Source organism: Snodgrassella alvi (assembly GCF_002777855.1).
Taxonomy (GTDB): Bacteria; Pseudomonadota; Gammaproteobacteria; order Burkholderiales; family Neisseriaceae; genus Snodgrassella; species Snodgrassella alvi_E.
In genome coordinates this window covers 1-22,977 of the sequence record NZ_MEIK01000012.1, presented here as the reverse complement: position 1 = coordinate 22,977, position 22,977 = coordinate 1, and the positions used below count along the sequence as shown (strand labels likewise).

Genomic DNA, 22,977 nt, shown 5'->3' with positions numbered 1-22,977 from the left:
TTTGTTGTATGAAGCCTTCTGTAATATTTGCTGGTACTCCTGATTTTGCTGCAGCCGCACTTAATGCCATCGTTGCTGCCGGTTTTGAAGTGCCATTGGTTTTAACCCAGCCAGATCGTCCCAGTGGCCGCGGTTTAAAACTACAATCAAGCGCGGTAAAAAAAGCCGCCTTGACACACGGACTTAACGTTATTCAGCCTGCAACACTTAAGACGGCGGAAGCACAGGCCATATTACAGGAACAGAATGCAGATGTGATGGTTGTAGCAGCTTACGGATTAATACTGCCGCAGGCTGTATTGGAAATACCTAAGTACGGTTGTCTAAATATTCATGCTTCTCTTTTACCACGATGGCGCGGTGCGGCGCCCATCCAGCGCGCCATCGAAGCTGGCGATAAAGAAACCGGCGTCTGTATCATGCAAATGGATGCTGGTCTGGATACCGGTGCGATAATCAGCCGCCATAACTACACTATAGGTGCTGATGATACGGCAGCTACCGTACACGATGCTTTAATGCATTTAGGTGCCACTGCGATTGTTGCTGATTTACGACAGATTGAGCGTTTACAAGCTATTCCTCAGAGTGAGACGGGTGTTACCTATGCCCAGAAATTAACCAAAGCAGAGGCACAAATCGATTGGTGTCAACCGGCTACTGAAATTGTCCGCAAAATTCGTGCCTTTAACCCCGTACCCGGAGCTTGGACTATCTGGCAAGATAAACCATTAAAAATCTGGCAGGCAAACATCACCGCACATTCTGGTGCGGCAGGTACTGTCTTGCATAGCAACGAACATGAACTGATTATTGCCTGTGGCACAGGTGCCATCAGCATTCAGGAAATTCAAAAGGCAGGCAGTAAAGCCATGTCTGTAGCTTCATTTCAGAGTGGACATACCTTACCAGAGGGTAGCAGATTGGACTCAGCGGAGATCAGTGCATGAGCATGGCACGAGCTCAACAGTTGGCAGCCTACTCCTTAGGAGAAGTATTAAGCGGTCGTAATTTAAGTGAAGTACTGACTCAGCTTATACAGCAGCATAGTGAACTGTCTCCAGCAGACAAAGGTGCATTGCAAGATTTAAGTCACGGCAGCTTGCGGAATTTAGGTTTACTGCAGCAGCTAGTACTAAAAATGACAAAATCATTTCCTCCTAATGAGATCAATCATCTGCTTATCATTGCCTTGTATCAGCTAAATTTCAGCCGTAACGCTACTCATGCAGTGGTCAATGAAGCAGTGAATAATGCTCGTCAAATCAACGGTGGCCGCTATCTGAAGCTGGTTAATGCTTTACTCCGGCGTTTTCTGCGCGAGCGTGAAACGCTTATAACCACCACCAACAAGCAGGAAGAAGCACGGTACAATCTGCCAGCGTGGTGGTTAAATTACCTGAAAAAAAACTATCCTCAACATTGGCATAATATAGCTACGGCCATGCAGCAACACCCACCCATGACCCTGCGCGTAAACCGCCGTGTTACCGATGCTGAACAATATTTGAACGAACTGGTTAAAGCCGACATACCGGCAAAAATTTTGGATACGCATAGCATCATGTTGCAACAGCCTATAACTGTGCAAAAATTACCAGGCTTTGCAGATGGTCAGGTTTCCGTACAAGATTATGGAGCACAGCAGGCTATTCCATTACTGAACCCACAGAATGGCGAACGCATTTTGGATGCCTGTGCCGCGCCGGGTGGTAAAACCGGACATATGCTTGAATGGGCAGAATGCGAAGTCACAGCACTAGATATTGATTCTCAGCGTTTGCAGCGAGTAAAGGATAATCTGCAACGTCTTCAGCAACAGGCACAGCTGCATTGTGCCGACGCAAAAGAGCTGCACTCATGGTATGATAACAACACTTTTGATGCCATTTTGGCCGATGTACCCTGTACCGCTTCCGGTGTAGTAAAACGTCATCCAGATATCAAATGGCTGCGTCAGCCACAAGATGGCCAGAAAACAGCCTTACAGCAGCAAGTTTTACTGGATAATTTGTGGCTGACATTAAAATCTGGCGGACGCATGCTATTGGCCACTTGTTCGATTTTTGTCGAGGAAAATCAGCAGCAACTGGCCCGTTTTTTAACCCGACATTCCGACGCCCGAGAGCGTCTGTCACGTGTATTGTTACCGAACAGCAGACAAGATGGCTTTTTTTACGCGCTTATCGATAAAATTTAGTCTATTTTTTGCCTGTCTGCTCTGCCTGAGCATCACTCTGGCACAGGCAGAAGGCATAAGCACCACGCGTGCTCAGGCCTATATTACCCCCAATGGCCAGCTTTCCATCAATACCCGTTTTAACACCCAGCTGCCCGATCAGCTCAAACAGGCACTGACGCAAGGCGTTCCCTTAAACTTCGACCTCAACTACCAGCTCACCGCTCCTACTCTTGCCTCCTACCGCAACCGGATTAACAACCTGATTGCAGGTGATAATCTTATCCAGTACAAGCTTGCATATCATCCTTTGACCAATCGCTATCGAGTCAGCATGGGGTCAACGTTCTCTACCGAATATAATAGCTTGGAAACAGCACTTAAAGCCATTGGTGCAGCAGCAAACTGGCGTGTTCTTAGTAGTGGCACACTCAGTGGCGTATCAGCCGGAGAAGTACGAGCTGATGTCCGCCTTAGTTTGAGCATCAGTCAATTACCAAAGCCTTTTCAAATCAATGCTCTAACCTCTCATAACTGGCAACTAGATTCCGGCTGGCATCGTCTGGTTATCAACGCGGATTAATTAATATGAGACGGCTACTTCTGGTCATGGCAGTACTCTGTGTAGTGACTCTGTATGTTCTGGCTGTCGCCACCGGTAATACTGGTTTCTTATCACAGTATTTCTGGTTCGCATTCGGATTTGCTTCCTTACTTGTACTGACACTGGCCGTGATGGCTGCTTCTTACTGGTGGAAACTTTTACAAAGTCGGCATCGGCAGGAGTTTGGCTCCAAAATTGCCATGCGTCTGGCATTAATGTTTACATTGGTGGCTGTTCTACCTGGCCTGTTTTTGTTTGGCGTTTCTGCGCAATTCATCTCTCACAGCATACATTCATGGTTTGGTAACGATACCGAAGAAGCCCTCAACCGCAGTATTAGTTTGAGTAAATCAGCTCTGGATTATGAATTAGATAACAGCGTGCGACGCGCCGTCAATATACAAATTGCATTAATAGCAGCCAATGGATTGCAAAGCCCAGTTTTACCGATTTTACAAACTTATGGTCAGAATAAACAGTTTAGCCAACTCAATATTCGCAATCTGCATAACGGCCAACTAGTTGCCGAATACAACCCCAAGCACCTGCCCACACCAGAACTCAATCCAAATCTTTTGTCCCATCTGCATAGCACGGGTTCAATCCGCGAAATTGAAAGCATCAACAATATACTTTATGCACAAGGCTGGCTGATTTTGCCGGGGCATAACAACGACAAGGCCTTGTTTTTCCGCCAACCTATTCCAGCCAAAGTGGCGCGGGATGCTACCTTAATCGAAGCCGCACATGCCAAATACGGAGAACTGAGTTTTACCAAAAAAAGCTTGCAAACCTTTTTTCTGGCCACTCTGCTGATGGCTACCCTGCTGGCAATCGTTTTGGCTTTACTAGTAGCCTTATATTTTGCCCGTCAGTTTGTTGCTCCGATTCTTTCTCTTGCAGATGGCGCCAGAGCCGTAGCCAAAGGGGATCTGAATGTACAGCAAACCATTTACCGCAATGATGAACTAGGCAAGCTTACTGGACTCTTTAATCACATGACCGTACAGCTTCGACACTCACGTGAACAGCAAGAAGCTGCACGCCATTATTTGGAATATATTCTCAACAGTCTGACCACTGGCGTAGTCACGCTTGACGCTGATAACCATCCGATTACCTACAATCAGATGGCAGAAAATATCCTCGGACAAAATCTAGATGCCATTCTAGGGCAAAATATAGACCAACTGTCCGATCTAAGCCCGCAATCAGCCATGCTGGCCGATGTATTTCGGCAGATTTTGTCCACAAAACATCAAAACAAACCTGTACAAATCACTTATAATCACAAAGATGAAACCTTGATACTGCTGGGTAAAGCTACGCCACTGCCGGAAGACAGCGGTGGTGGCACTATTTTGGTATTTGATGATGTTACTGCACTGGTAAGCGCCCAAAAAGAAGCTGCATGGGGCGAAGTAGCACAACGGCTGGCACATGAAATTCGTAATCCACTTACGCCTATTCAGCTCTCAGCCGAGCGGCTGGCTTGGAAACTCAGTGATAAACTTAATGAATCGGATGCACAGATACTCAACCGTGCCACCAATACTATTATTAGACAAGTAGCCGCCATGAAAGACATGGTTGAAGCATTCCGCAATTATGCACATGCCCCGGCATTAAAATTCACAAACCTTGATTTAAATGAACTAATTCGCGAGGTTTTGGTACTTTATGAAGGTAGTAATTGTACATTTACGGTTAATTTGAGTAAGATAGTAATGTATGTTAACGCCGATAGCGGCGCTTTACGTCAGGTTATTCACAACCTGCTCAAAAACGCCGTAGAGGCTGCCAGCGCTGATGCTTTACCCCATATCAGCGTAACAACCGAAATAAATAACGAACATATCCTTTTCTATGTGAGCAACAATGGTAAAACATTCAGTCAGGAGATGTTATTACATGCATTCGATCCATATGTAACGGACAAACCCGGTGGTACCGGACTGGGATTGCCAGTAGTCAAAAAAATCATTGAAGAACACGGCGGACGAATCCAGATCAGTAATCAGAAAAACGGACTGGCTTGTGTCAAAATAACCTTACCATTACAGGTGAATAGAAATGCGAAGCAGTGATATTTTAATTGTTGACGATGAAATAGGTATCCGCGATTTACTATCGGAAATCCTGCAAGATGAAGGTTATACCGTCACTACGGCCGAAAACGCCGATACTGCCCGCCAATTACGCCAGCAAACCCGTCCCGCTATGGTGTTACTGGATATCTGGATGCCAGACTGTGATGGAATTACTTTACTAAAAGAATGGGCAAAATCGGGACAGCTTACCATGCCAGTAGTGATGATGAGCGGCCATGCCAGTATCGATACTGCAATAGAAGCTACCAAAATCGGAGCACTTGATTTTCTGGAAAAACCTATTTCCCTGCAAAAACTGCTTAGCTCAGTAGACCGCGCTTTAAAATACGGGCAAATGCAAGCAGCTTCCAACCTATCTCTGGACAAGCTTGGACATAGCCCTGCGATTAAAGAATTAAATCAGCAACTGGAACGCATCGCAAAATTCAGCACCCCAGTGTTACTGACTGGTGAATTGGGTTCTCCATTTGAGCTTGTAGCCCGCTCTTTTCATAAAAATGCCACACCTTGGGTAGAACCATCCAAAGTAGAACAAATTGTTGACGCCCCGATAGAATTATTACAAAAAGCCACCGGTGGCATTCTTTATCTGGGCGATATTGCCCAGTACGGCAAAAGCACTCAGCAAAGTATCGGCTTTATCCTGACCAAAGCTGATCGCTACAATGCCCGTATCGTATGCGTGTGTAGCCGCCCCATCAAAGAAATGATTACCGATCCGTTACAGGACAACAAACTGCTCAATACCCTTTCATCTTTGATAGTGCCAATTCCACCTTTACGTCAACAGTTGGATGATATGGTATTTCTAGTTGAACAAATTACCAACGAGCTGGCGGAAAGCCAGAAAATTCCACCGGTAAAATTCACCACAGCAGCTCTGAATGAATTACGCCAGTACGACTGGCCGGGCAATTTGGAACAACTGCGCAGTGTCGTCAAAAGTCTGATGATGACCGCAGAAAATAATGAAATCGATGTAAATGCCATCAGTACCATACTGAACCAATTTAAGCATAATCACCCGCAGGAAAACATGACGGGCTTTAATTTCGATATGCCACTGCGTGAATTGCGCGAAGATCTGGAACGACGTTACTTCGAATACCATATTGCTCAGGAAGGCCATAACATGAGCAAAGTTGCTCAGAAAGTCGGATTAGAGCGTACGCACCTGTATCGCAAATTGAAACAGCTCGGTATTCAGTTTTCACGGCGCCAAACAGAAAAATAAAACGGTTGAGCAACCACTTATATAACCATTACCAATAGATTATGAATTATATTCATAATAAGCATCGAATTTTTCAAAGAAAATATGTACATAAAGCATTGATTGGCCTTGCCTGAAACGTTATGGTTAGATATCTACCTATAACAACTGGAGAGGCTGTTCAATCATGAGTTTTACACCGCTGAGTTTTGAATTTTTTCCACCGCGTACCGAAGAGGGGCGGCGGAAACTGAGTATTACCCGCAAACAACTCAGCCAATATCAACCTGAATATTTTTCATGCACTTATGGAGCTGGTGGCACCACTCGTGCCGGTACACTTCAGACCATCACCGATATCATGAACGATGGCGTGGCTGCAGCTCCGCATCTTGCCTGTATCGGAGCCAGTCGCGAAGAAATGACCAGTCTGCTTCAGACCTATAAAGATATGGGTATCCGCCATATTGTGGCTTTACGTGGCGATGTTCCATCTGGAGTCGGATTTGGACATCAGGGGCTACGATATGCAAATGAATTGGTAGGACTTATCCGGCAAGAATTTGGCGACTGGTTTCACATAGAAATAGCAGCCTATCCAGAATTTCATCCACAATCGCGCAGTGCCGAAGACGATATCAATCATTTCGTAAAAAAATGTCAAGCTGGTGCCGATTCGGCCATCACCCAATATTTCTTTAATGCAGACAGCTATTTTTGGTTCGTAGATGAAGTACAAAGCCGTGGGGTCAATATTCCAATTATTCCCGGCATCATGCCGATTGCCAGTTTCTCAAAACTAGCCCGTTTTTCTGAAACCTGTGGTGCCGAAATTCCTCGCTGGCTACGGTTAAAACTGCAATCCTACGCCGACGATACCGCATCAATTAAAGCCCTTGGTTTGGATGTGGTTACTGAAATGTGTGACCATTTACTACAGCAGGGTGCACCTAGTTTGCATTTCTATACTTTAAATCAGGCTGGTTTAGTCTCAACAATCTGTCAGCGTTTAGGATATTAATCCTAAGCCAAAACAGAAATTAAAAACATAAACTACCTTCCCTTCAAAAACTCTTAATATTTCAAATTTACAGTTTTAAAAAATGATGCCCCTTATCATCTTTATGAAAAGGGGCATCATAATTCTGTATTCTCAATTTTTTCAGCAGCTAAAAACCATCAACAACCAGCCAGAAGATAAATTATGCTAATGTGTTAACAACTGATTCAAAAATTGTTGCGCACGCTCATGCTGCGGATGTAAGAAAAACTCTTCAGGAGCAGCCTCTTCAACAATTTCACCATGATCAATAAATACCACTCTGTCGGCCACTTCACGGGCAAAACCCATCTCATGGGTGACCACCATCATGGTCATACCACTAAGTGCCAAATCTTTCATTACTTTAAGTACTTCACCAATCATTTCTGGATCAAGAGCAGAGGTAGGTTCGTCAAACAACATTACCCTTGGTTCCATAGCCAGACCACGTGCAATCGCTACGCGCTGTTGCTGTCCGCCGGATAACTGCTGCGGATAAGCATCACACTTATGCGCCAGTCCCACCTTAGTCAATAACTCTTGAGCTTTCGCTTCAGCCTGAGCACGGCTTTGTTTTTTCACCTTCATCGGTGACAAAATAATATTTTCCAGTACCGTCAGATGTGGATATAGATTGAAATGCTGGAATACGAATCCAACTTCTGTACGTACTCGGTTTAAATCAGCCTTAGGGTCGGCCACGTTAATTCCATCAACCCAGATTTCACCTTGCTGGATTTTTTCTAACTGATTCACAGTACGGATCAAGGTGGATTTTCCGCTTCCAGACGGACCGCAAACCACCACTACTTCACCCTGGCTGACATTAAGATTCACACCATTAATAACATGTAAGTCCTTAAACCACTTATGGACGTTTTTAAATTCAATCATGTATTCCCCACATCATGGAACAGACGGTATTAGTTATTCAAATACACGCGCCATTGTCCAACAAAATATTACTCAAAGCCACATAAAGCTCGGGTTTAATTCGCTCTGGTCGCCAACCTGGATCAATGCCTACATCTATTAATCTGGCATCATCCACCCACTCCTTCAGATTATTATGAATGGTCTTACGTCGTTGCTGGAAAGCCTGTTTAACCAAAGCCGAAAAATGCTGAAAATCCTGCGCAATTCCGATACGCCCGCGTTGTGGAATCATTCTCACTACCGCTGAATCAACTTTTGGAGCAGGGTTAAATGCCTGAGGTGGCACATCCAGTAAATTTTCCATTTCAAAAAAATACTGCAACATCACACTTAAACGCCCGTAATCATTACTACCGGCCTCCGCCACCATGCGCTCGACTACTTCCTTTTGCAGCATAAAATGCATGTCTACAATCTCATCAACATACTCACCAAAGCGAAATAACAACGGTGTTGAAATATTATAAGGTAAATTGCCTACTATTTTTTTTCGCCCAGGCACACTCGCAAAATCAAACTGCAGTACATCACCCTCATAGATTTCCAGCTTCGAAGCAAAAGGTAATGTACGTAAACGCGCTACAATATCTCGGTCAATCTCAATTACATGCAGTTTATCCACCGCTTTAGCCAATGGCTCTGTAATAGCGGCCAGCCCGGGACCAATCTCAATTACTGTATCTGCCGGCTGAGGACGTACTGCACGCACAATATCCTGAATAATACTTTTATCTTGCAGAAAATTCTGTCCGAACCGCTTACGGGCACGATGTTCTTTCATAATGCTTCCTTAATCTTTGCCCTATTATAGATTAAAATCCATTTGATCAACTTCGTGCTTAGGCCTATAAAAACACTTATGGGCAAGCACACCAGCTAGCCGTATTGAATTATTCCGGTAAATATCGCATAGGATTCACAGCCTGACTGTTTACCCGTATTTCAAAATGCAGTTTTACACCGCTCGTTCCACTGTCACCCATCGTGGCAATGGTCTGACCTGCCTGCACTCTTTGTCCATTACGGACATTCAGAGAGTCATTATATGCATAAGCCGTCATGGTAGTATTGCTGTGTTTAATCAGTATCAGCCTGCCATACCCACGCAGCTCATCACCAGCATACTGTACAGTACCTGCAGCCGCAGCTTTAATTGGTGTTCCACGGTTACCAGCAATATCAATCCCCTTTTGCGTCTGACCGTTAAACATACTAATCACCCTCCCGCGCACCGGCCATTGCAGGCTGATATCAGGAGCGGCATTACTAACAGCAACTGGTGCTGGCTGACGCACCACATTTCCTGACGACTGTCTTTTTACTGTGTTCTTACGCGAACCCCCTACCGGTTTACGCACACGAATCAGCTGCCCTACCTCAATTGCATTTGCATTTGCCAAATTATTCCAACGCACCAGCGTATTAACATTCTGATTAAAGCGTAACCCAATTCTGTATAAGGTATCGCCATGCTGTACACGATAATAACCATTTTGAGCGCTGCCACTCATCACTGGTGCATTTATCGAACCACTACTTTTGCAACCACTCAGCGCTATCGCTAGACAATAAATCAGATATAAACTAAACCTTCTAATCATTACAGACCCTATTTCTATCTGCTTCATTACTCCATCCTAGCCGCAACACACATCCGTATAGCATAACGACTAAAGCTAATCTGAGGTTGATATTAACATAGCTTTGCCCTCACATCGTCCTGCAACGGTCTGCATGCCAACAATAAACAGACTGTTTTAAGATGTCCATATTGAATTCCTCCAACCCGCAACCATCTGTAAAAACTGTTATTGCTTAATTAAGGGAAACTTACATGCGATATTTGAGCTGGGCTATACTGATACTGGCAGCATTGGAAGTAATTTCCATTATTATGGTCAGCAATCTGATTGGTGCAGGCTGGACTTTGCTGATTATCATTCTATCGATAGCATGCGGCATTTTTATGCTGCGCAATATCGGTGTATCTGGACTATTTCTTGCCATAGCAACCATCCGTACCGGCAGCAAAGTTTCACTTTACCAGTTACTATGGCCGCTGCGTTATGTACTTGCTGCCATCATGCTTATCAGCCCAGGCTTCGTATCAGACATTATCGCTATATTATTGCTCTTGCCCATCAGTGGTAAGCCATTAAACAGCACAAACAACAATCCTTTTACCGGCCAGTCTCAACCAGAGCGTGGTGACATTATTGAAGGAGAATTCACCGTTGAAACAGACAATGTACAGCACCCACACAACAATCAGCAGCTGCCACATGAATAACCTGTAAAAAACAAAAGCCGCACAGCATTCAGCCGGCGGCTTTTTTCTTCCAAATTATTTACGCCAAGCGCATTTGCGGAAACAGAATTACATCCCGTATTGTCTGTGCATCAGTCAAGAGCATAATCAAACGATCCATGCCAATGCCACAACCACCCGTAGGAGGTAAACCATATTCCATCGCACGAATATAATCTGCATCAAAATGCATGGCCTCATCGTCTCCAGCATCCAACTGTGCTACCTGCTCACGGAAACGTGCTGCCTGATCTTCTGGGTCATTTAATTCTGAATATCCATTTGCCAATTCACGTCCAACCACAAACAGCTCAAAACGTTCGGTCAAACCTGGTTTGGTATCAGACGCGCGTGCCAGCGGTGACACTTCTACCGGATAATCTACAATAAATGTCGGCTGCCATAGCTGCGCTTCAGCACACTCCTCAAACAAGGCCAGCTGTAAACTGCCTACAGCCTGAGAAACCGGTAAGGCTCCGCCCAGCTTTTTAATTTCAGTTTTTAGCCATTCAGCATCAGCCAGTTGCGCATCTAGATATTGCGGATTGAAATGTTTAATTGCTTCAACAATAGTCATCCGAGCAAACGGCTGGCTTAAATCCACATTTTTTCCGTTATAACTTACAACAGCGCTACCAGTAGCCTCAATAGCAGCAGCACGAATAACCTTTTCCGTCATATCCATCATGCGCTGATAATCACCATATGCTTCATAAAATTCCATCATGGTAAATTCAGGATTATGGCGGGTACTCATACCTTCATTTCGGAAATTGCGGTTGATTTCAAACACCCTTTCCAGACCACCTACCACCAGTCGTTTCAAATACAACTCAGGAGCTACACGCAAAAACAGATCCATATCGAGGGCATTGTGGTGCGTCACAAACGGCTTCGCCGTTGCTCCACCCGGAATCGGATGCATCATCGGCGTTTCCACTTCCAAATAACGCTCGCTAACCATCACATTCCGCACAGCCTGAATAATCCGGCTGCGTTTAACAAACGTATCCCGCGTCTGTTCATTCGTAATCAAATCCACATAACGCTGCCGATATTTCTGCTCTTGATCAGCCAGTCCATGGAATTTATCAGGCAATGGGCGCAATGATTTAGTCAGTAAGCGTAGGCCAGAAACTCGAACAGTCAGTTCGCCATGATTGGTTTTCATCAGCTCACCTTCAGCACCGACAATATCACCCAAATCCCAGTGCTTAAACGCATCGTGCAGTTCTTCACCAACACCCTGATTATTAATATACAGCTGAATACGCCCAGTCATATCCTGAATTGTGGCAAAGCTAGCCTTACCCATATGACGTTTCAGCATAATTCGCCCAGCTACCTTTACTGGAATAGCTTTGTTCGCCAGCTCATCCTTATCAAACTGCTCAAATTGCTGGTGTAAATCACCAGCAAAAGCATCACGTTTGAAATCATTCGGAAAAGCAATCCCCTCAGCACGAATTGCCGCCAGCTTCTCACGGCGATGGGCCATAATCTGGTTTTCATCCAGTTGTTCTTCATGCGCGGCCGCCGCCGGCGCATTCTGCTGTTCGCTCATATGCATCCTCATACCATACGCAGTAATTCTCAATAAACTACTGCCCTACCTGAAACATCAAACAAGTTATAAAATTCAGGCAATAACAAATAAAAATTAACCGCCTATTCTAAGACAAAACAGCGAGTTTGACACGTAAAACCCCCTCCGAACTAACAATCAAACAAATTAATTACAAAAAAACTTTCGGTAACAGCGATAACTTAACACCATCAGCCTAAGCTTTCCGTAGCCTTAACCCCATTCACATTAAAATTTTTATTAGTCTTAAAAATATTTATGACAATATCTTAATAATCCGACAGTTGCCGTAATCAATCTCAACTCACTACAAAATCAGATATTCTAATAAAGACCCATACCGTTATTTATCACAAACAATATTGACCTTTAACAATAATTATCCGCAAACACAACTTATTAACCAATTGAAAGCAAATAATATTTATTTGATAAAAGAAAAAGAAATTTGTAATAAAACCGAATGCATATCCATTATTATCGGAGGCAAGCATGTATCAGTTACATCTTTTTGACACCCCTACTGCAATGAATACAGCATTGGCCACAGCCATTACTGCCAACCTGCAAGATGCAATTAATTTGCGCAGTAAAGCCTCACTGGCAGTATCCGGAGGCCCGACACCTGTTGAACTCTTTCAGATTCTCAGTCAGGCACAGATAGCGTGGAATCAAGTTTACATAACCCTTGTTGATGAACGTTGGGTAGACAAACATCACGAAGACAGTAATGAGCGTCTAATTCATACTCATTTATTACAAAATAAAGCAAAGGACGCGCATTTCATTAGCCTCAAAACTATTGCTGAAAATCCCTATGATGGCGTGGATGAAATTCAGACACGCCTTCAGCAATCACTACCCTTACCTATTGATGCATTGGTTTTGGGAATGGGCGATGACGGTCATACTGCATCATTGTTTCCGCACGCAGAAAATCTGTATAAAGGAATAGACATGCAATCTGACAGACTGGTAATCGATATGAAACCTCTTACCGCCCCTCATGATCGTATTTCACTGACCTTACCGGTTATCCTCAACAGCCGCCATTTATATCTGCAATTAAACGGGAAAAAACAACAGCAGGTATTAGAACAAGCACTTGCCGGCAAAAATATTAACGACATGCCCATACGTGCAGTTCTACACCAGCAGAAGCTACCTTTACAAATATATCTGGCTCAATAAAAAATGCGCCGGAAAACCGGCGCATTAACAAAAATATAATGGCTTACCACGAATAACGATAATTCATATTGATACCAAATTTCTGCTCTGTATGCTGACCATTGGCGTAATCCAGTTTTAAATCTGCATGACTACTCGCATTAAAGTCCATACCCAGACCAGCTTCATACAAACCACTATTACCTGCACCGGCAATACGCATATTACTGTCATCTACAAAAGCATGCCCCAAACTGTTCTTATCATGCGACCAGTAAGCACCTGCATATGGATGGAGCGTTATTTTATTCAGAGCTACTGAAGTTCTAACTGCCGCCCCAAGCTGGCTACGGTAAAAAGTGGTACTACTGTTGTATGCATCTCCAGACAAACGTCCGAATGTCATACCAGCTTTAGGCGTAACTACCCACTTATCTGCCAAGGAAAAATCTTTACCAACATCTGCACTAAAACTATTACTATGCCATGTTGTGTTATCCATCTTGCTGGCACTGGCTTTCAAATGGCTGTAACGATAGGCAGCATCAGCAAACCAGCCGCTGGTATGGTTCCAGCCAGCATAAATTCCTGCTGTCAGCGCTTTCAGGTTACCATTTTTATAGTTGCCATAAAAATCCACACTGGAATGGCCTTGGCCTACCACCCCCCCTAAATATATCTGATTGTTTTCATTTCCCAGCGGCAGCAGATGATCATAACCTAATTGCAGACTATAAGATTTTTGTTTAAAGCCTGAAGTAGCCAATCCATCATTAGTACCCACACTATCGAAATGGTTATTGGCATAATTACTGTCCAGCCACAGATTATTAGCAACAGACTGATCTTTACGGCGCATAAAACGTGTATTTAACGGTTCTTGCATCTGATAAATATACTGGCTCGCTGCCTGGCGCATACTGATCAATGAATTAGCAAAATCACTGATCTCATACTGTGGTCCATGGTGGCTACCACCAGATGAAGCAGCACCATTATCATTACTCAGAATCCAATTATTGCCATTCTGATGGAAGAAATAACGATACTTACCCGCATCAACATAGGGCTGCACCATCGAAAAGGAACCATCACCACCCTCAGACTCTACCAGCGTCACTTGCCCATTCGGTGTTTTGGGGCGTTTGCGACTATCAGACACACTGATTCTATGCTGGCCATGTACCTGACCGTGAATTTCTATTTTATCTGATTTGCCATCAGCCAGACTGGTATTCATATTAAACTGGCTATTATTACCAGTTAAATCGCCATTAATCTTTAGTGTTTTGAATTTCCCATCGTTGCTGAAAGAAACAGTCGAATCATGAATATTCAGTTCATCCAGTACACTATTACCGTTAATCAGCCATGATGTACCATTATTTAGATTAAATGTAATCTTAGGTGCCAGAGATGGATCTTGATCGATATAAACTCGTCCTGCTAACGTTGAATTATCTGCAGTTAAGGTAAAGGGCTGAAGCGCAGCCACTTCAGCATCACCTATAGCATCATCCTCCGTCGCATCTGCGGGATAATATCGGTGGTCATTGACACCAAGTAGTGCATTTTGGCCAGTCAGGCTACTATTTTTTATATTGAATATATTTTCAGAAGCGTAATCCTGAGTAGATTGTAAGGCTATACCTATTCCAGCCTGTACTTTACTATTTGCAACATCAATGATTCCCCCATTATTGAAAAAGAAAGCTTCGCTGAAGGGATTGGTAAGATTTATTTTCGTATTAGTAACATTGGCTCTAATATTCTTATTACCAATTCCTGCCAACGCAATACCACCATTTCCATAACCTGCCCCATCTATTTCTAAATTATTTATATTAGTTACCGCTTCTTTATTATCATATTCACCACCTAAATAAATTGCTGTGGAAAAATCACTATTTTTGCCAAGATTAATTACAGAATTAGAAATGTCTGCTGTACCCCATCCAATATCATAAGCATTAGAATTTGGCGCAGTAATAGAAAAATCCGCATTTGAATTTAAATAACCGCCATCTAGACTCACGCCAGTAATACCAAACTCTAATTCTTTTGGCTGACCCTGCAAACTAAAATGCACGCCCTTCGGTATCACAAATTTTGTAGTACCTTTTTCTGAATTGAAACGAACCCCTGTATATTCAATATCCTGTCTAAATGGTCCATATTCAGCATTATTCAAAAACGATGAATCAACGATAATTTCAGTGTTTGGCGAAAATTCCACCTGCTGTCCTAAAGTTGTTGATTCAGGTATATAGCCAATATTAAGCACAGTCAAATTTCGATGATATGTATCCCCAGGAACATCATCTTCATTAAATAATTTTTTAAATTCCTCTACAGTAGGTATGCCATTCCGGTATTGACCCGCAGCAATAACTATTTTATTACTATTAATTTCAGAAGGATTAAATTCGCAGCCATCTATAGCAGGGCATATCGTTACTGCAGCCATACTATAAACTGATAAAGAACTTAGCACTCCCAGCATTAAAGCTTTAAGTTTCGATGGCGGATGAATAGATTTCATAATAAATTAACCTTTATAAACATAATCATAATATTAACATATAATATACACATAGGGTTAATATATTTTGACACTTATATTTTAGCTAATGCCAACTTGCCACCACCACATCCATCTCTCATTATTTCCAATAGTTATCTAATATATAGTGGAGAAATTTGAATGCCATATATTTGGACTAACCAAACCAAATACTTTAGTTACAGAATAACTCCACTTTTATTCAGCCTGATTGCGCATTCTTTTCAGAAAGTACACATATAAAAAAACTGAATCCTGTTATTCACAGGATTCAGTCCTTGCAGACAAGTAAGCTTTGATACTACTTCACTTGTTCAAGACAGTTTATCAATCCAAAATATACTTATAGTTATTATTCTCAGTATATTGAATCTAAATTACAGACCTTTAGATTTCAAACGTGCAGCATGATCCAAATAAATGCTGACTGGATCTGGTGTAGTCGGATGAGCACCTGCAATTTGATTGATTGCATCTAAGTGATCCATCTGATAGTCAGAACGGATAACTTTACCCAAATGAGTACAATAACGGCCAACCAAACCATCATTCTGGTTGCGTTCTTTAGTAAATAAAGCACTTAAGGCAACCAAAATAGCATGTGATGGATCAAGAGTATTTACACCTTCATTGACCACATTTGATTTGATAATACCACTCCAAGAGTAATAGTAAACACCATTGGTTTCCAGCTCTTTACCCTGTCCACCCCAAGTTTTTGGAAGACCTTGTGGATACTTTTTATTGAACTCATTTGTACCTGCAGTAGACAAACTTTTCAGTGAACCTTCAAAATCCTGTGGCAGCAAAGGTTTGGTACTGAATAAGCTGATAAATTTCATGAATGATTCAACAATCAGATCAGCAGTTTCACCTACAATCTTCCCAGCAAGAATATCCAGCATCAAATCTGCAATTTCGGAACCAAAATTCACACCATTTACAGAAGTTACAGATGCCACCAGCTCTGGATGAAGAGCAGCCACATAACGGCTGGTAGGCGCACCCTGGCTATGTCCAATCAGATTAACCTTTTTAGCACAGGTTTTTGCCAGTATTTGCTTCACTTCTGTCAGCAACTGTTCACCACGAGTTTCGGTAGTATTGGTTGCAGAAACAGCAGCAGTATAAACTTCACAACCCAGTTTTCTTAAAGATTCAGCAATATTAAAGAAATAGGGATAACCCATAATCCGATCGAAGCCAAACAAACCATGCACGAGCACAATAGGATATTTTGTTTTAACGACTTTACAAGGTTTAGTTATATTTATCATTTAATTTTCCTCACTTAATTTTATGTTAAATTATTATATAATTATCAATTTATTCTGATTTAATAATCAACGATGAGATTAAGATATTTATAAAATAAATTCTTTAGTATTATCATCCTCTTCGGGAAGATTCACACAAATCTCAACCGCGAAATAATAATATCAAAACTAATCAATTAATGCAAATTAAATTGTTATTTAAATTTATTTAAAACCAAAAAAATAAAGCGTTATATAGAAAAATATTCAAACACAATAAAAAATTATGCATTCGATGTAAAAAGCAAATTCTATAACAATTATTAATATTTATACTTAGCAATATATGCAATTTAATTTAAATATTTTTTTGATTAATAACAGCTTTCTTAATTTGAAAATAACAATGAAATATATATTATGTTAATGTTTGAGTTTCTATTAATGCCAGCCGGTAGTGCGTAACCTTCTGCATCAGTATAGATGTATACGCAGTGCCGTTCACCCGACACCGCTTCCTGAATAATTTTTAATTCATCCCATAAAAAATAGGTGAGATTTTGAATTTTAACTACCGTATCTATTGGCTATTTTCGTCGGGCTAAAACATGTTATACCTATCCATATCGTACAGAATGATTCTGTTTTCGATGCGAACGAACCTCAATTAGGCGGTGTTCGGCATCGTAGTAGGAATAATGGGTACCACCGTCGGTCTGTTTGCTGTGGGTACGGCCGTGTGCGTCGTAGATATATTGAAGGCTGCAGACGTATGGTGGTAATTTGTTTACTTAGTTAATTGTAGTGATGGCTGCGTGTGCCTTATGCGTTGGTTTCGCTTAGAAGCATATTCTTAGAGCTGTAGCTGAAATGATGTGTTGGCTTCGGCTACAGTCAATGTAATGGTAATTTGGGAAAGGTGATAAATTAAAAGCAGATTCGCCCTTCAAAATTTATCTTGGCAACCTCGTTCTTTTCCTATTTAGTAGACTATAGTTATAACTTGTTCCATCCAAACCTTAATAAAGGTTTTGCATTCAAATTTTTATACTAGTGCAAATAATCTTCTTTGGTTAAAGGTTTTTGGGTAGGTTCTGGCGCTGTTGCTTCAGAAAACGAAAATTTTTTAGATTCATCCCAATTGATGCCAGTTTCATAGAATGTAAGTAGACGTTTTTGGATGTCTTTAGAATCTCCATGCATTCCCGCATACTCTTTTGTATGAATAATATCCAAGTGGTCTTTTACGGTTAACTGAGGAATCAAAACTTTATTATCTACGGTATCATATCTGTCATCCATTTCCACCAGACCTATTTTTTCAGCTAATGGACCTGTATAAGTGATAATTTTGGACTCCTGTGGGCGTACATTTTTTCGTACATGTTCATCTTGTATAGAAACTAATAACTCTTTAAGTCTGTGTGCAGCTACTGAATAGGTAAACAAAATATTAACCTTATTCAGGTCTACCCCATCCCATTCATCTTTATCATTAAATATATTAAAAAACTCCATCCAATGGTTTTTTCTGGATTGCGCTAATGAATACAACCCATCTTTTATATAGACACCGAATACTGTATTTTCTTGACTACGTTGTTTTTTAGTTAACATTTCTTTCCACCTGCTTTGGATTTGGTTTTATTTAAATGTTCATCCGCCGCAGCTAAGTATTCTTGCCGCCGTGGATTATTTAGATAAAGCGTACGAAGTTTTGGTTTTCAGTGCGGCTGTCTTGGTTGCGTCTTTTGTCGAGTAGGTCAGCTGCGGCATCAAAGACAAAATTGTATCAACTTTATTTTTTATGTTTGTAAATTTTTCTGGGATAGTCCAAAATCAACATACCCTTCTGAACTTATAATTAGACACCACTTATTTGATGAATCAAAAAAATAATGATGTTGAGGAATATTTTCAACAGCAAACGCAAGAAAACTATCAAATTGTTTATAAAGTTAATTGCACTGCAAAATTTAAAGACGAATCATTTATATAATAAATTACTTTACTTTTTTTTATTTTAGCACATATCTCATTATCATATATGAATTTTTTTATTACTAATACCCAATTAGAATAGTTTCCAAAAAGTTGACTACTTTTATAGTTAGTAGTTTTTTTCCAATCAATCTTTGATCCTTTCCAATTAAAAGAATCAGATAATTTATCTGCAATATCTTCCCAATTATCTATTAGTATCGGTGGGTCAGATAATTGAGAGATTTTTATTTTGATTTCATCATCAAATGTCATAAATTTCTCCGTGGTTTAGAGGGATGATTAAATATAGTTTTAAATTGATTACTGTGGATTCAGTAGCATCAAATAAGAAATGCTCACCTTTATCTTTTCCGCTAAACACATTTATATGAGCTCCATTTCTTCTATCGTACTCTACTCTAAATCCCGTCTTTCCATGTGCAGTAATCGTTCCTACAGGCCTTCTATTTGGTGTTTTTCGATACGCCGGCCTAAGGCATCGTAGACATGGCCACAACGTTCGGTACAGTCTAATTTTTCGATACGAACTTCGATTAGGCGGTGTTCGGCATCGTAGTGGCAATACTGGGTACCACTGGCGGTCTGTTTGCTGTGGGTACGTCCGTGTGCGTCGTAGGTGTATCGAAGGCTGCGGACGTATGGTGGTAATTTGTTTACTTAGTTAACTGTAGTGATGGCTGCGTGTGCCTTATGCGTTGGTTTCGCTTAGAAGCATATTCTTAGAACTGTAGCTGAAATGATGTGTTGGCTTCGGCTACGGTCAATGTAATGTAATTTGGGGAAGATGATAAATTAAAAGCAGATTTGCCCTTCAAAATTTATCTTGGCAACCTCGTTCTTTTCCTATTTAGTAGACTATAGTTATAACTTGTTCAATTCAACCCTTAATAAAGGTTATGCGTACGAATCTTTATACTAGTATAAATAATCTTCTTTGGTTAAAGGTTTTTGGGTAGGTGCTGGTGGTGTTACATCAGGAAATAAAAATTTTTTAGATTCATCCCAATTGACTCCCGTTTCGTAAAATTTAAGTAGACGATTTTGGATATCTTTAGAATCTCCGTGCATGCCTGCTAATTCTTTTGTATGAATAATATCTAAATAATCTTTTACAGTTAATTGAGGAATCAAAACTTTATTATCTACGGTATCATATCTGTCATCCATTTCCACCAGACCTCTTGTACCAGCCAAAATATCTGTTATTGCAATAATTCTAGATTGCTGTGGGCGTACATTTTTTCGTACATGTTCATCTTGTATAGAAACTAATAACTCTTTAAGTCTATGTGCAGCTACTGAATAGGTAAATAAGATATTAACCTTATTCAGGTCTACCCCATTCCATTCATCTTTATCATTAAATATATTAAAAAATTCCATCCAATGATTTTTTCTGGATTGCGCTAATGAATACAATCCCTCTTTTATATAGACACCAAATACTGTATTTTCTTGACTACGTTGTTTTTTAGTTAACATTTCTTTCCACCTGCTTTGGATTTGGTTTTATTTAAATGTTCATCCGCCGCAGCTAAGTATTCTTGCCGCCGTGGATTATTTAGATAAAGCGTACGAAGTTTTGGTTTTCAATGCGGCTGTCTTGGTTGCGTTTTTTGTCGAGTAGGTTGGCAACAGCATCGTATTGCAGGGTTTCCCAGTAGGCTTGGTTACGACAGCTTTCGATTCGGCCGTTGCAGTTATAGTAGTAATTGCTTTGTTCCCTTTAGATTAATTGTTCGTTAGTCATCTTGTTTGGCAAACATAATAGCTTCTTTTACCCATTTATTTTTTTTATTTTTGGATAAAAATTCTTTACAGTTTAGTATATTATTCAGCTCCTTCTCCCCTAGAATATCTTTTATATCTGATAGCATAAGACCAATATCTAATATTTCACTTTCACCATAATTAGAAAGATCTCGAGATAGATACCAATCTTTTAAAAATAATAAGGCTTCGTTTTTGTTTATTTGTAAAAATAATTTAAAAGCAGCTAAACGGAGTATATTGATTTTAACTAATTCTTTTAGTAAATTAGTAGCTTTTGTAACATCAGCATGATTAATAAAATTTTTTACTTCATTTTCATCGGTTATTTGTTGCCATAATTTATTATATAAATCATCAAATTCCTGTAAAGTATCAATTAACATTTTTTTACCTTACCTTTTCTTTCAATATCTTTAGGAGTAACATTATCTTTGATTTTCCAGTCCATAACTCCGCCCTTAGTTTTACCTTTTAATTCTACATTTTTACCCGTGGTATTAATATCAACATAGTAATCTGCACCTAATGCTCCAGTGCTTCTTTTTATGGCATCTGGATTTTTGGGGTCAATTTTTACAGAAGTAACACTAATTCCTCCTCTACTATCTGTTGGATTATATGTAAATCCGTTATGAGTAAATTTTTTAAATTCTGCTTTTGACATAAAACGTCGAACAATACCTGGATTTTGAGGTATACCACCAATAAGTTTATCGCCTGCTAATCCTGCTGGATCAACCCACATCAACCCATTAGGCGCATACTGATACAGATTAAACCCACCCAACAGCCCAATCGGGTCCGGCTGCGTGAATCTGCCTATATCCGGGTCATAGTACCTGAAAGTATTGTAATGTAAGCCCGTTTCTCTGTCTAAATACTGCCCCTGATACCTTAGGTTCTGTTGTATCTGGCTGTGTTCGATTTCCTGTATCGGTTTGCCCCACAGCTGATAGCTGCATGCCCATACAATGTGACCGTCTTCATCAGTAAGTTCTTCCGGGGCACCATTGACATCGGTGTGGTAGTACAGCACTTTCTGTTCCGTACCGGTAGTGGTCTCTACTCTGGCTAAAGGTTCATAGCCGCTTTCATCAGTGTAGATATAGACGCTTTTGCTTCTGTCAGTACGGGTTTCCTGAATCATTCTTAGTCCGTCCCACAGGAAACGGGTACGGTTGCAGGCTTTGCCCGCCCGGTCTATCTGGTGCTTTTCGATACGTCGGCCTAAGGCATCGTAGACATAGCCGTAGCGTTCGGTACAGTTTAATTTTTCGATACGCACTTCGGTCAGGCGGTGTTCGGCATCGTAGCTGTAGTATTGGGTACCGCTGGCGGTCTGTTTGCTGTGGGTACGGCCGTGTGCATCGTAGGTGTATTGGAGGCCGCGGAAGTGGAGTAGTTGGTTAAAGCGGACCAGGTTTTGGTTGTCGGTACTGCTGTCTTGGTTGCGTCTTTTATCCAGTAGGTTGGCAGCGGCATCGTATTGCAGGGTTTCCCAGTAGGCCTGGTTGCGGCAGCTTTCGATGCGGCCGGTGCGGTCATAGTGGTAATCGGTCTGTCCTTGCTGAGTATGTTTTTTACTCACCAGCCGGTCGAGGTTGTCGTACTGGTAGCGGCGGTCGGTGAGGATGTCGGGCAGGATGGTGTTGTGGCCACGTCGGGTCTGTTTGTGTTGCAGGCGGCTGTTGCGGTCGTATCTGAATTCGGTGTTCAGTTGTCCCTGGCTACGCAGGACTTCGCGATGTAGGCGGTCGCGTTCGATGTCGGTGATGGTGGTGCCGTCTAGGTTGATTTGGTGCAGATGGCCGGAACCGTAATAGAGGTTGTTGAGGGTACGACCATCGGGCAAGGTGGTGGCGATGCGGTTGCCCAGTTGGTCGTACTGATGGCTAAGGGTGCCTTGTGCGGTGGTTTCGCTCAGCAGGTTGCCGATGATGTCGTAGCGAAAGGTGATGATGTCTGCAGCAGCTTCTGCCGGTAAGCCGGCTTTTTTGTAGCCGACTTTGATGAGGTTGTCGGCGGGGTCGTACTGGTAGGCGGTGTTGCCGTCGGGGGTGTGTTTGCCGATGAGTCGGCCGATGGCGTCGCGTGTGAAGCGGTGGGTGATTTCGGCGGGACTGCCGGCAGCAAAGTGAACGGCGCTGACGTTATCCAGCTGATCGTAGGTCAGCTTTTGTTTACGTCCGTCCAGATCGGTCTGTTCGGTTAGGCGGTCGCCGGCGTCGTAGGT

At 41.7% G+C, this 22,977-nt stretch carries 19 protein-coding genes; 8 read left to right on the top strand and 11 right to left on the bottom strand.

The window, feature by feature from the left end; all coding sequences use genetic code 11:
• Window positions 1-8 precede the first annotated feature (8 nt).
• From fmt to metF, 6 genes are all read left to right on the top strand, one after another.
• Window positions 9-950, top strand: coding sequence for a methionyl-tRNA formyltransferase (gene fmt / locus BHC43_RS00695; RefSeq protein WP_100156194.1), 942 nt, complete (start codon window positions 9-11; stop codon window positions 948-950).
• On the top strand, window positions 947-2,200 hold the full coding sequence (rsmB, locus tag BHC43_RS00690) for a 16S rRNA (cytosine(967)-C(5))-methyltransferase RsmB (protein ID WP_100156193.1): 1,254 nt from the start codon (window positions 947-949) through the stop codon (window positions 2,198-2,200). The genes fmt and rsmB overlap by 4 nt, the downstream gene beginning before the upstream one ends.
• On the top strand, window positions 2,166-2,762 hold the full coding sequence (locus tag BHC43_RS00685; protein ID WP_100141460.1) for a DUF4390 domain-containing protein: 597 nt from the start codon (window positions 2,166-2,168) through the stop codon (window positions 2,760-2,762). Before rsmB ends, BHC43_RS00685 begins: the two co-directional genes overlap by 35 nt.
• 5 nt (window positions 2,763-2,767) lie before the next feature.
• Window positions 2,768-4,870: a sensor histidine kinase gene (locus BHC43_RS00680; RefSeq protein ID WP_100156192.1), complete on the top strand. Its 2,103-nt coding sequence runs from the start codon at window positions 2,768-2,770 to the stop codon at window positions 4,868-4,870.
• Entirely contained in the window at window positions 4,857-6,128 is a 1,272-nt protein-coding gene (locus BHC43_RS00675; RefSeq protein WP_100141394.1) for a sigma-54-dependent transcriptional regulator, read from the top strand. The genes BHC43_RS00680 and BHC43_RS00675 overlap by 14 nt, the downstream gene beginning before the upstream one ends.
• Window positions 6,129-6,294: 166 nt before the next feature.
• The gene (gene metF, locus BHC43_RS00670; protein WP_100141395.1) at window positions 6,295-7,128 is read left to right on the top strand and encodes a methylenetetrahydrofolate reductase [NAD(P)H]; all 834 of its coding nucleotides are present in this window, start codon (window positions 6,295-6,297) and stop codon (window positions 7,126-7,128) included.
• A 186-nt stretch (window positions 7,129-7,314) separates the two neighbouring features.
• Here metF and BHC43_RS00665 read toward each other — a convergent pair whose 3' ends face one another.
• The 3 genes from BHC43_RS00665 to BHC43_RS00655 form a co-directional block, all read right to left on the bottom strand.
• Entirely contained in the window at window positions 7,315-8,043 is a 729-nt protein-coding gene (locus tag BHC43_RS00665) for an amino acid ABC transporter ATP-binding protein (RefSeq protein WP_100156191.1), read from the bottom strand.
• Between the two features lie 37 nt (window positions 8,044-8,080).
• The gene (gene rsmA, locus BHC43_RS00660) at window positions 8,081-8,866 is read right to left on the bottom strand and encodes a 16S rRNA (adenine(1518)-N(6)/adenine(1519)-N(6))-dimethyltransferase RsmA (RefSeq protein WP_180295842.1); all 786 of its coding nucleotides are present in this window, start codon (window positions 8,864-8,866) and stop codon (window positions 8,081-8,083) included.
• A 109-nt stretch (window positions 8,867-8,975) separates the two neighbouring features.
• Window positions 8,976-9,713, bottom strand: a complete 738-nt coding sequence (locus BHC43_RS00655) for a peptidoglycan DD-metalloendopeptidase family protein (RefSeq protein ID WP_100156190.1) — start codon at window positions 9,711-9,713, stop codon at window positions 8,976-8,978.
• Window positions 9,714-9,919: 206 nt separating this feature from the next.
• Between BHC43_RS00655 and BHC43_RS00650 the strand changes: the two genes are divergently transcribed.
• Window positions 9,920-10,375: an FxsA family protein gene (locus tag BHC43_RS00650; RefSeq protein ID WP_100156189.1), complete on the top strand. Its 456-nt coding sequence runs from the start codon at window positions 9,920-9,922 to the stop codon at window positions 10,373-10,375.
• A gap of 58 nt (window positions 10,376-10,433) precedes the next feature.
• Here the strand turns inward: BHC43_RS00650 and lysS are convergent, their stop codons facing one another.
• Window positions 10,434-11,957 carry a lysine--tRNA ligase gene (lysS, locus tag BHC43_RS00645; RefSeq protein WP_100156202.1) on the bottom strand — a complete coding sequence of 508 codons (1,524 nt, stop codon included), beginning with the start codon at window positions 11,955-11,957 and terminating at the stop codon, window positions 10,434-10,436.
• A 513-nt stretch (window positions 11,958-12,470) separates the two neighbouring features.
• Here lysS and pgl point away from each other — a divergent pair.
• Window positions 12,471-13,169, top strand: coding sequence for a 6-phosphogluconolactonase (pgl, locus tag BHC43_RS00640; RefSeq protein WP_100156188.1), 699 nt, complete (start codon window positions 12,471-12,473; stop codon window positions 13,167-13,169).
• A 43-nt stretch (window positions 13,170-13,212) separates the two neighbouring features.
• Here the strand turns inward: pgl and BHC43_RS00635 are convergent, their stop codons facing one another.
• The 7 genes from BHC43_RS00635 to BHC43_RS00600 form a co-directional block, all read right to left on the bottom strand.
• A complete protein-coding gene (locus BHC43_RS00635; RefSeq protein ID WP_100156187.1) occupies window positions 13,213-15,690 on the bottom strand; it encodes an autotransporter outer membrane beta-barrel domain-containing protein in 2,478 nt (825 codons plus the stop codon).
• Window positions 15,691-16,088: 398 nt separating this feature from the next.
• Complete coding sequence (locus BHC43_RS00630; RefSeq protein WP_100141403.1) at window positions 16,089-16,988, bottom strand: lipase family alpha/beta hydrolase; 900 nt, start codon at window positions 16,986-16,988, stop codon at window positions 16,089-16,091.
• Between the two features lie 1,029 nt (window positions 16,989-18,017).
• Window positions 18,018-18,584 (bottom strand): hypothetical protein, encoded by a 567-nt coding sequence (locus BHC43_RS00625; protein ID WP_100156186.1) that lies wholly within the window; start codon window positions 18,582-18,584, stop codon window positions 18,018-18,020.
• 333 nt (window positions 18,585-18,917) lie between these two features.
• Window positions 18,918-19,223 carry a hypothetical protein gene (locus BHC43_RS00620; RefSeq protein ID WP_257377932.1) on the bottom strand — a complete coding sequence of 102 codons (306 nt, stop codon included), beginning with the start codon at window positions 19,221-19,223 and terminating at the stop codon, window positions 18,918-18,920.
• Between the two features lie 663 nt (window positions 19,224-19,886).
• Entirely contained in the window at window positions 19,887-20,453 is a 567-nt protein-coding gene (locus tag BHC43_RS00610; protein ID WP_100156185.1) for a hypothetical protein, read from the bottom strand.
• A gap of 260 nt (window positions 20,454-20,713) precedes the next feature.
• Window positions 20,714-21,127, bottom strand: coding sequence for a hypothetical protein (locus tag BHC43_RS00605; protein WP_100156184.1), 414 nt, complete (start codon window positions 21,125-21,127; stop codon window positions 20,714-20,716).
• Window positions 21,121-22,977: RHS repeat-associated core domain-containing protein (locus BHC43_RS00600; RefSeq protein ID WP_144078726.1), on the bottom strand; the 1,857-nt coding region annotated here is incomplete at its 5' end. The genes BHC43_RS00600 and BHC43_RS00605, both read right to left, overlap by 7 nt.

Excerpts from the sequence above, each read along its gene's own strand:
- fmt (WP_100156194.1), top strand. The coding sequence starts at position 9 with ATGAAGCCTTCTGTAATATTTGCTGGTACTCCTGATTTTGCTGCAGCC.
- rsmB (WP_100156193.1), top strand. The coding sequence starts at position 947 with ATGAGCATGGCACGAGCTCAACAGTTGGCAGCCTACTCCTTAGGAGAA.
- BHC43_RS00685 (WP_100141460.1), top strand. The coding sequence starts at position 2,166 with ATGGCTTTTTTTACGCGCTTATCGATAAAATTTAGTCTATTTTTTGCC.
- BHC43_RS00680 (WP_100156192.1), top strand. The coding sequence starts at position 2,768 with ATGAGACGGCTACTTCTGGTCATGGCAGTACTCTGTGTAGTGACTCTG.
- BHC43_RS00675 (WP_100141394.1), top strand. The coding sequence starts at position 4,857 with ATGCGAAGCAGTGATATTTTAATTGTTGACGATGAAATAGGTATCCGC.
- metF (WP_100141395.1), top strand. The coding sequence starts at position 6,295 with ATGAGTTTTACACCGCTGAGTTTTGAATTTTTTCCACCGCGTACCGAA.
- BHC43_RS00665 (WP_100156191.1), bottom strand. The coding sequence starts at position 8,043 with ATGATTGAATTTAAAAACGTCCATAAGTGGTTTAAGGACTTACATGTT.
- rsmA (WP_180295842.1), bottom strand. The coding sequence starts at position 8,866 with ATGAAAGAACATCGTGCCCGTAAGCGGTTCGGACAGAATTTTCTGCAA.
- BHC43_RS00655 (WP_100156190.1), bottom strand. The coding sequence starts at position 9,713 with ATGAAGCAGATAGAAATAGGGTCTGTAATGATTAGAAGGTTTAGTTTA.
- BHC43_RS00650 (WP_100156189.1), top strand. The coding sequence starts at position 9,920 with ATGCGATATTTGAGCTGGGCTATACTGATACTGGCAGCATTGGAAGTA.
- lysS (WP_100156202.1), bottom strand. The coding sequence starts at position 11,957 with ATGAGCGAACAGCAGAATGCGCCGGCGGCGGCCGCGCATGAAGAACAA.
- pgl (WP_100156188.1), top strand. The coding sequence starts at position 12,471 with ATGTATCAGTTACATCTTTTTGACACCCCTACTGCAATGAATACAGCA.
- BHC43_RS00635 (WP_100156187.1), bottom strand. The coding sequence starts at position 15,690 with ATGAAATCTATTCATCCGCCATCGAAACTTAAAGCTTTAATGCTGGGA.
- BHC43_RS00630 (WP_100141403.1), bottom strand. The coding sequence starts at position 16,988 with ATGATAAATATAACTAAACCTTGTAAAGTCGTTAAAACAAAATATCCT.
- BHC43_RS00625 (WP_100156186.1), bottom strand. The coding sequence starts at position 18,584 with ATGTTAACTAAAAAACAACGTAGTCAAGAAAATACAGTATTCGGTGTC.
- BHC43_RS00620 (WP_257377932.1), bottom strand. The coding sequence starts at position 19,223 with ATGACATTTGATGATGAAATCAAAATAAAAATCTCTCAATTATCTGAC.
- BHC43_RS00610 (WP_100156185.1), bottom strand. The coding sequence starts at position 20,453 with ATGTTAACTAAAAAACAACGTAGTCAAGAAAATACAGTATTTGGTGTC.
- BHC43_RS00605 (WP_100156184.1), bottom strand. The coding sequence starts at position 21,127 with ATGTTAATTGATACTTTACAGGAATTTGATGATTTATATAATAAATTA.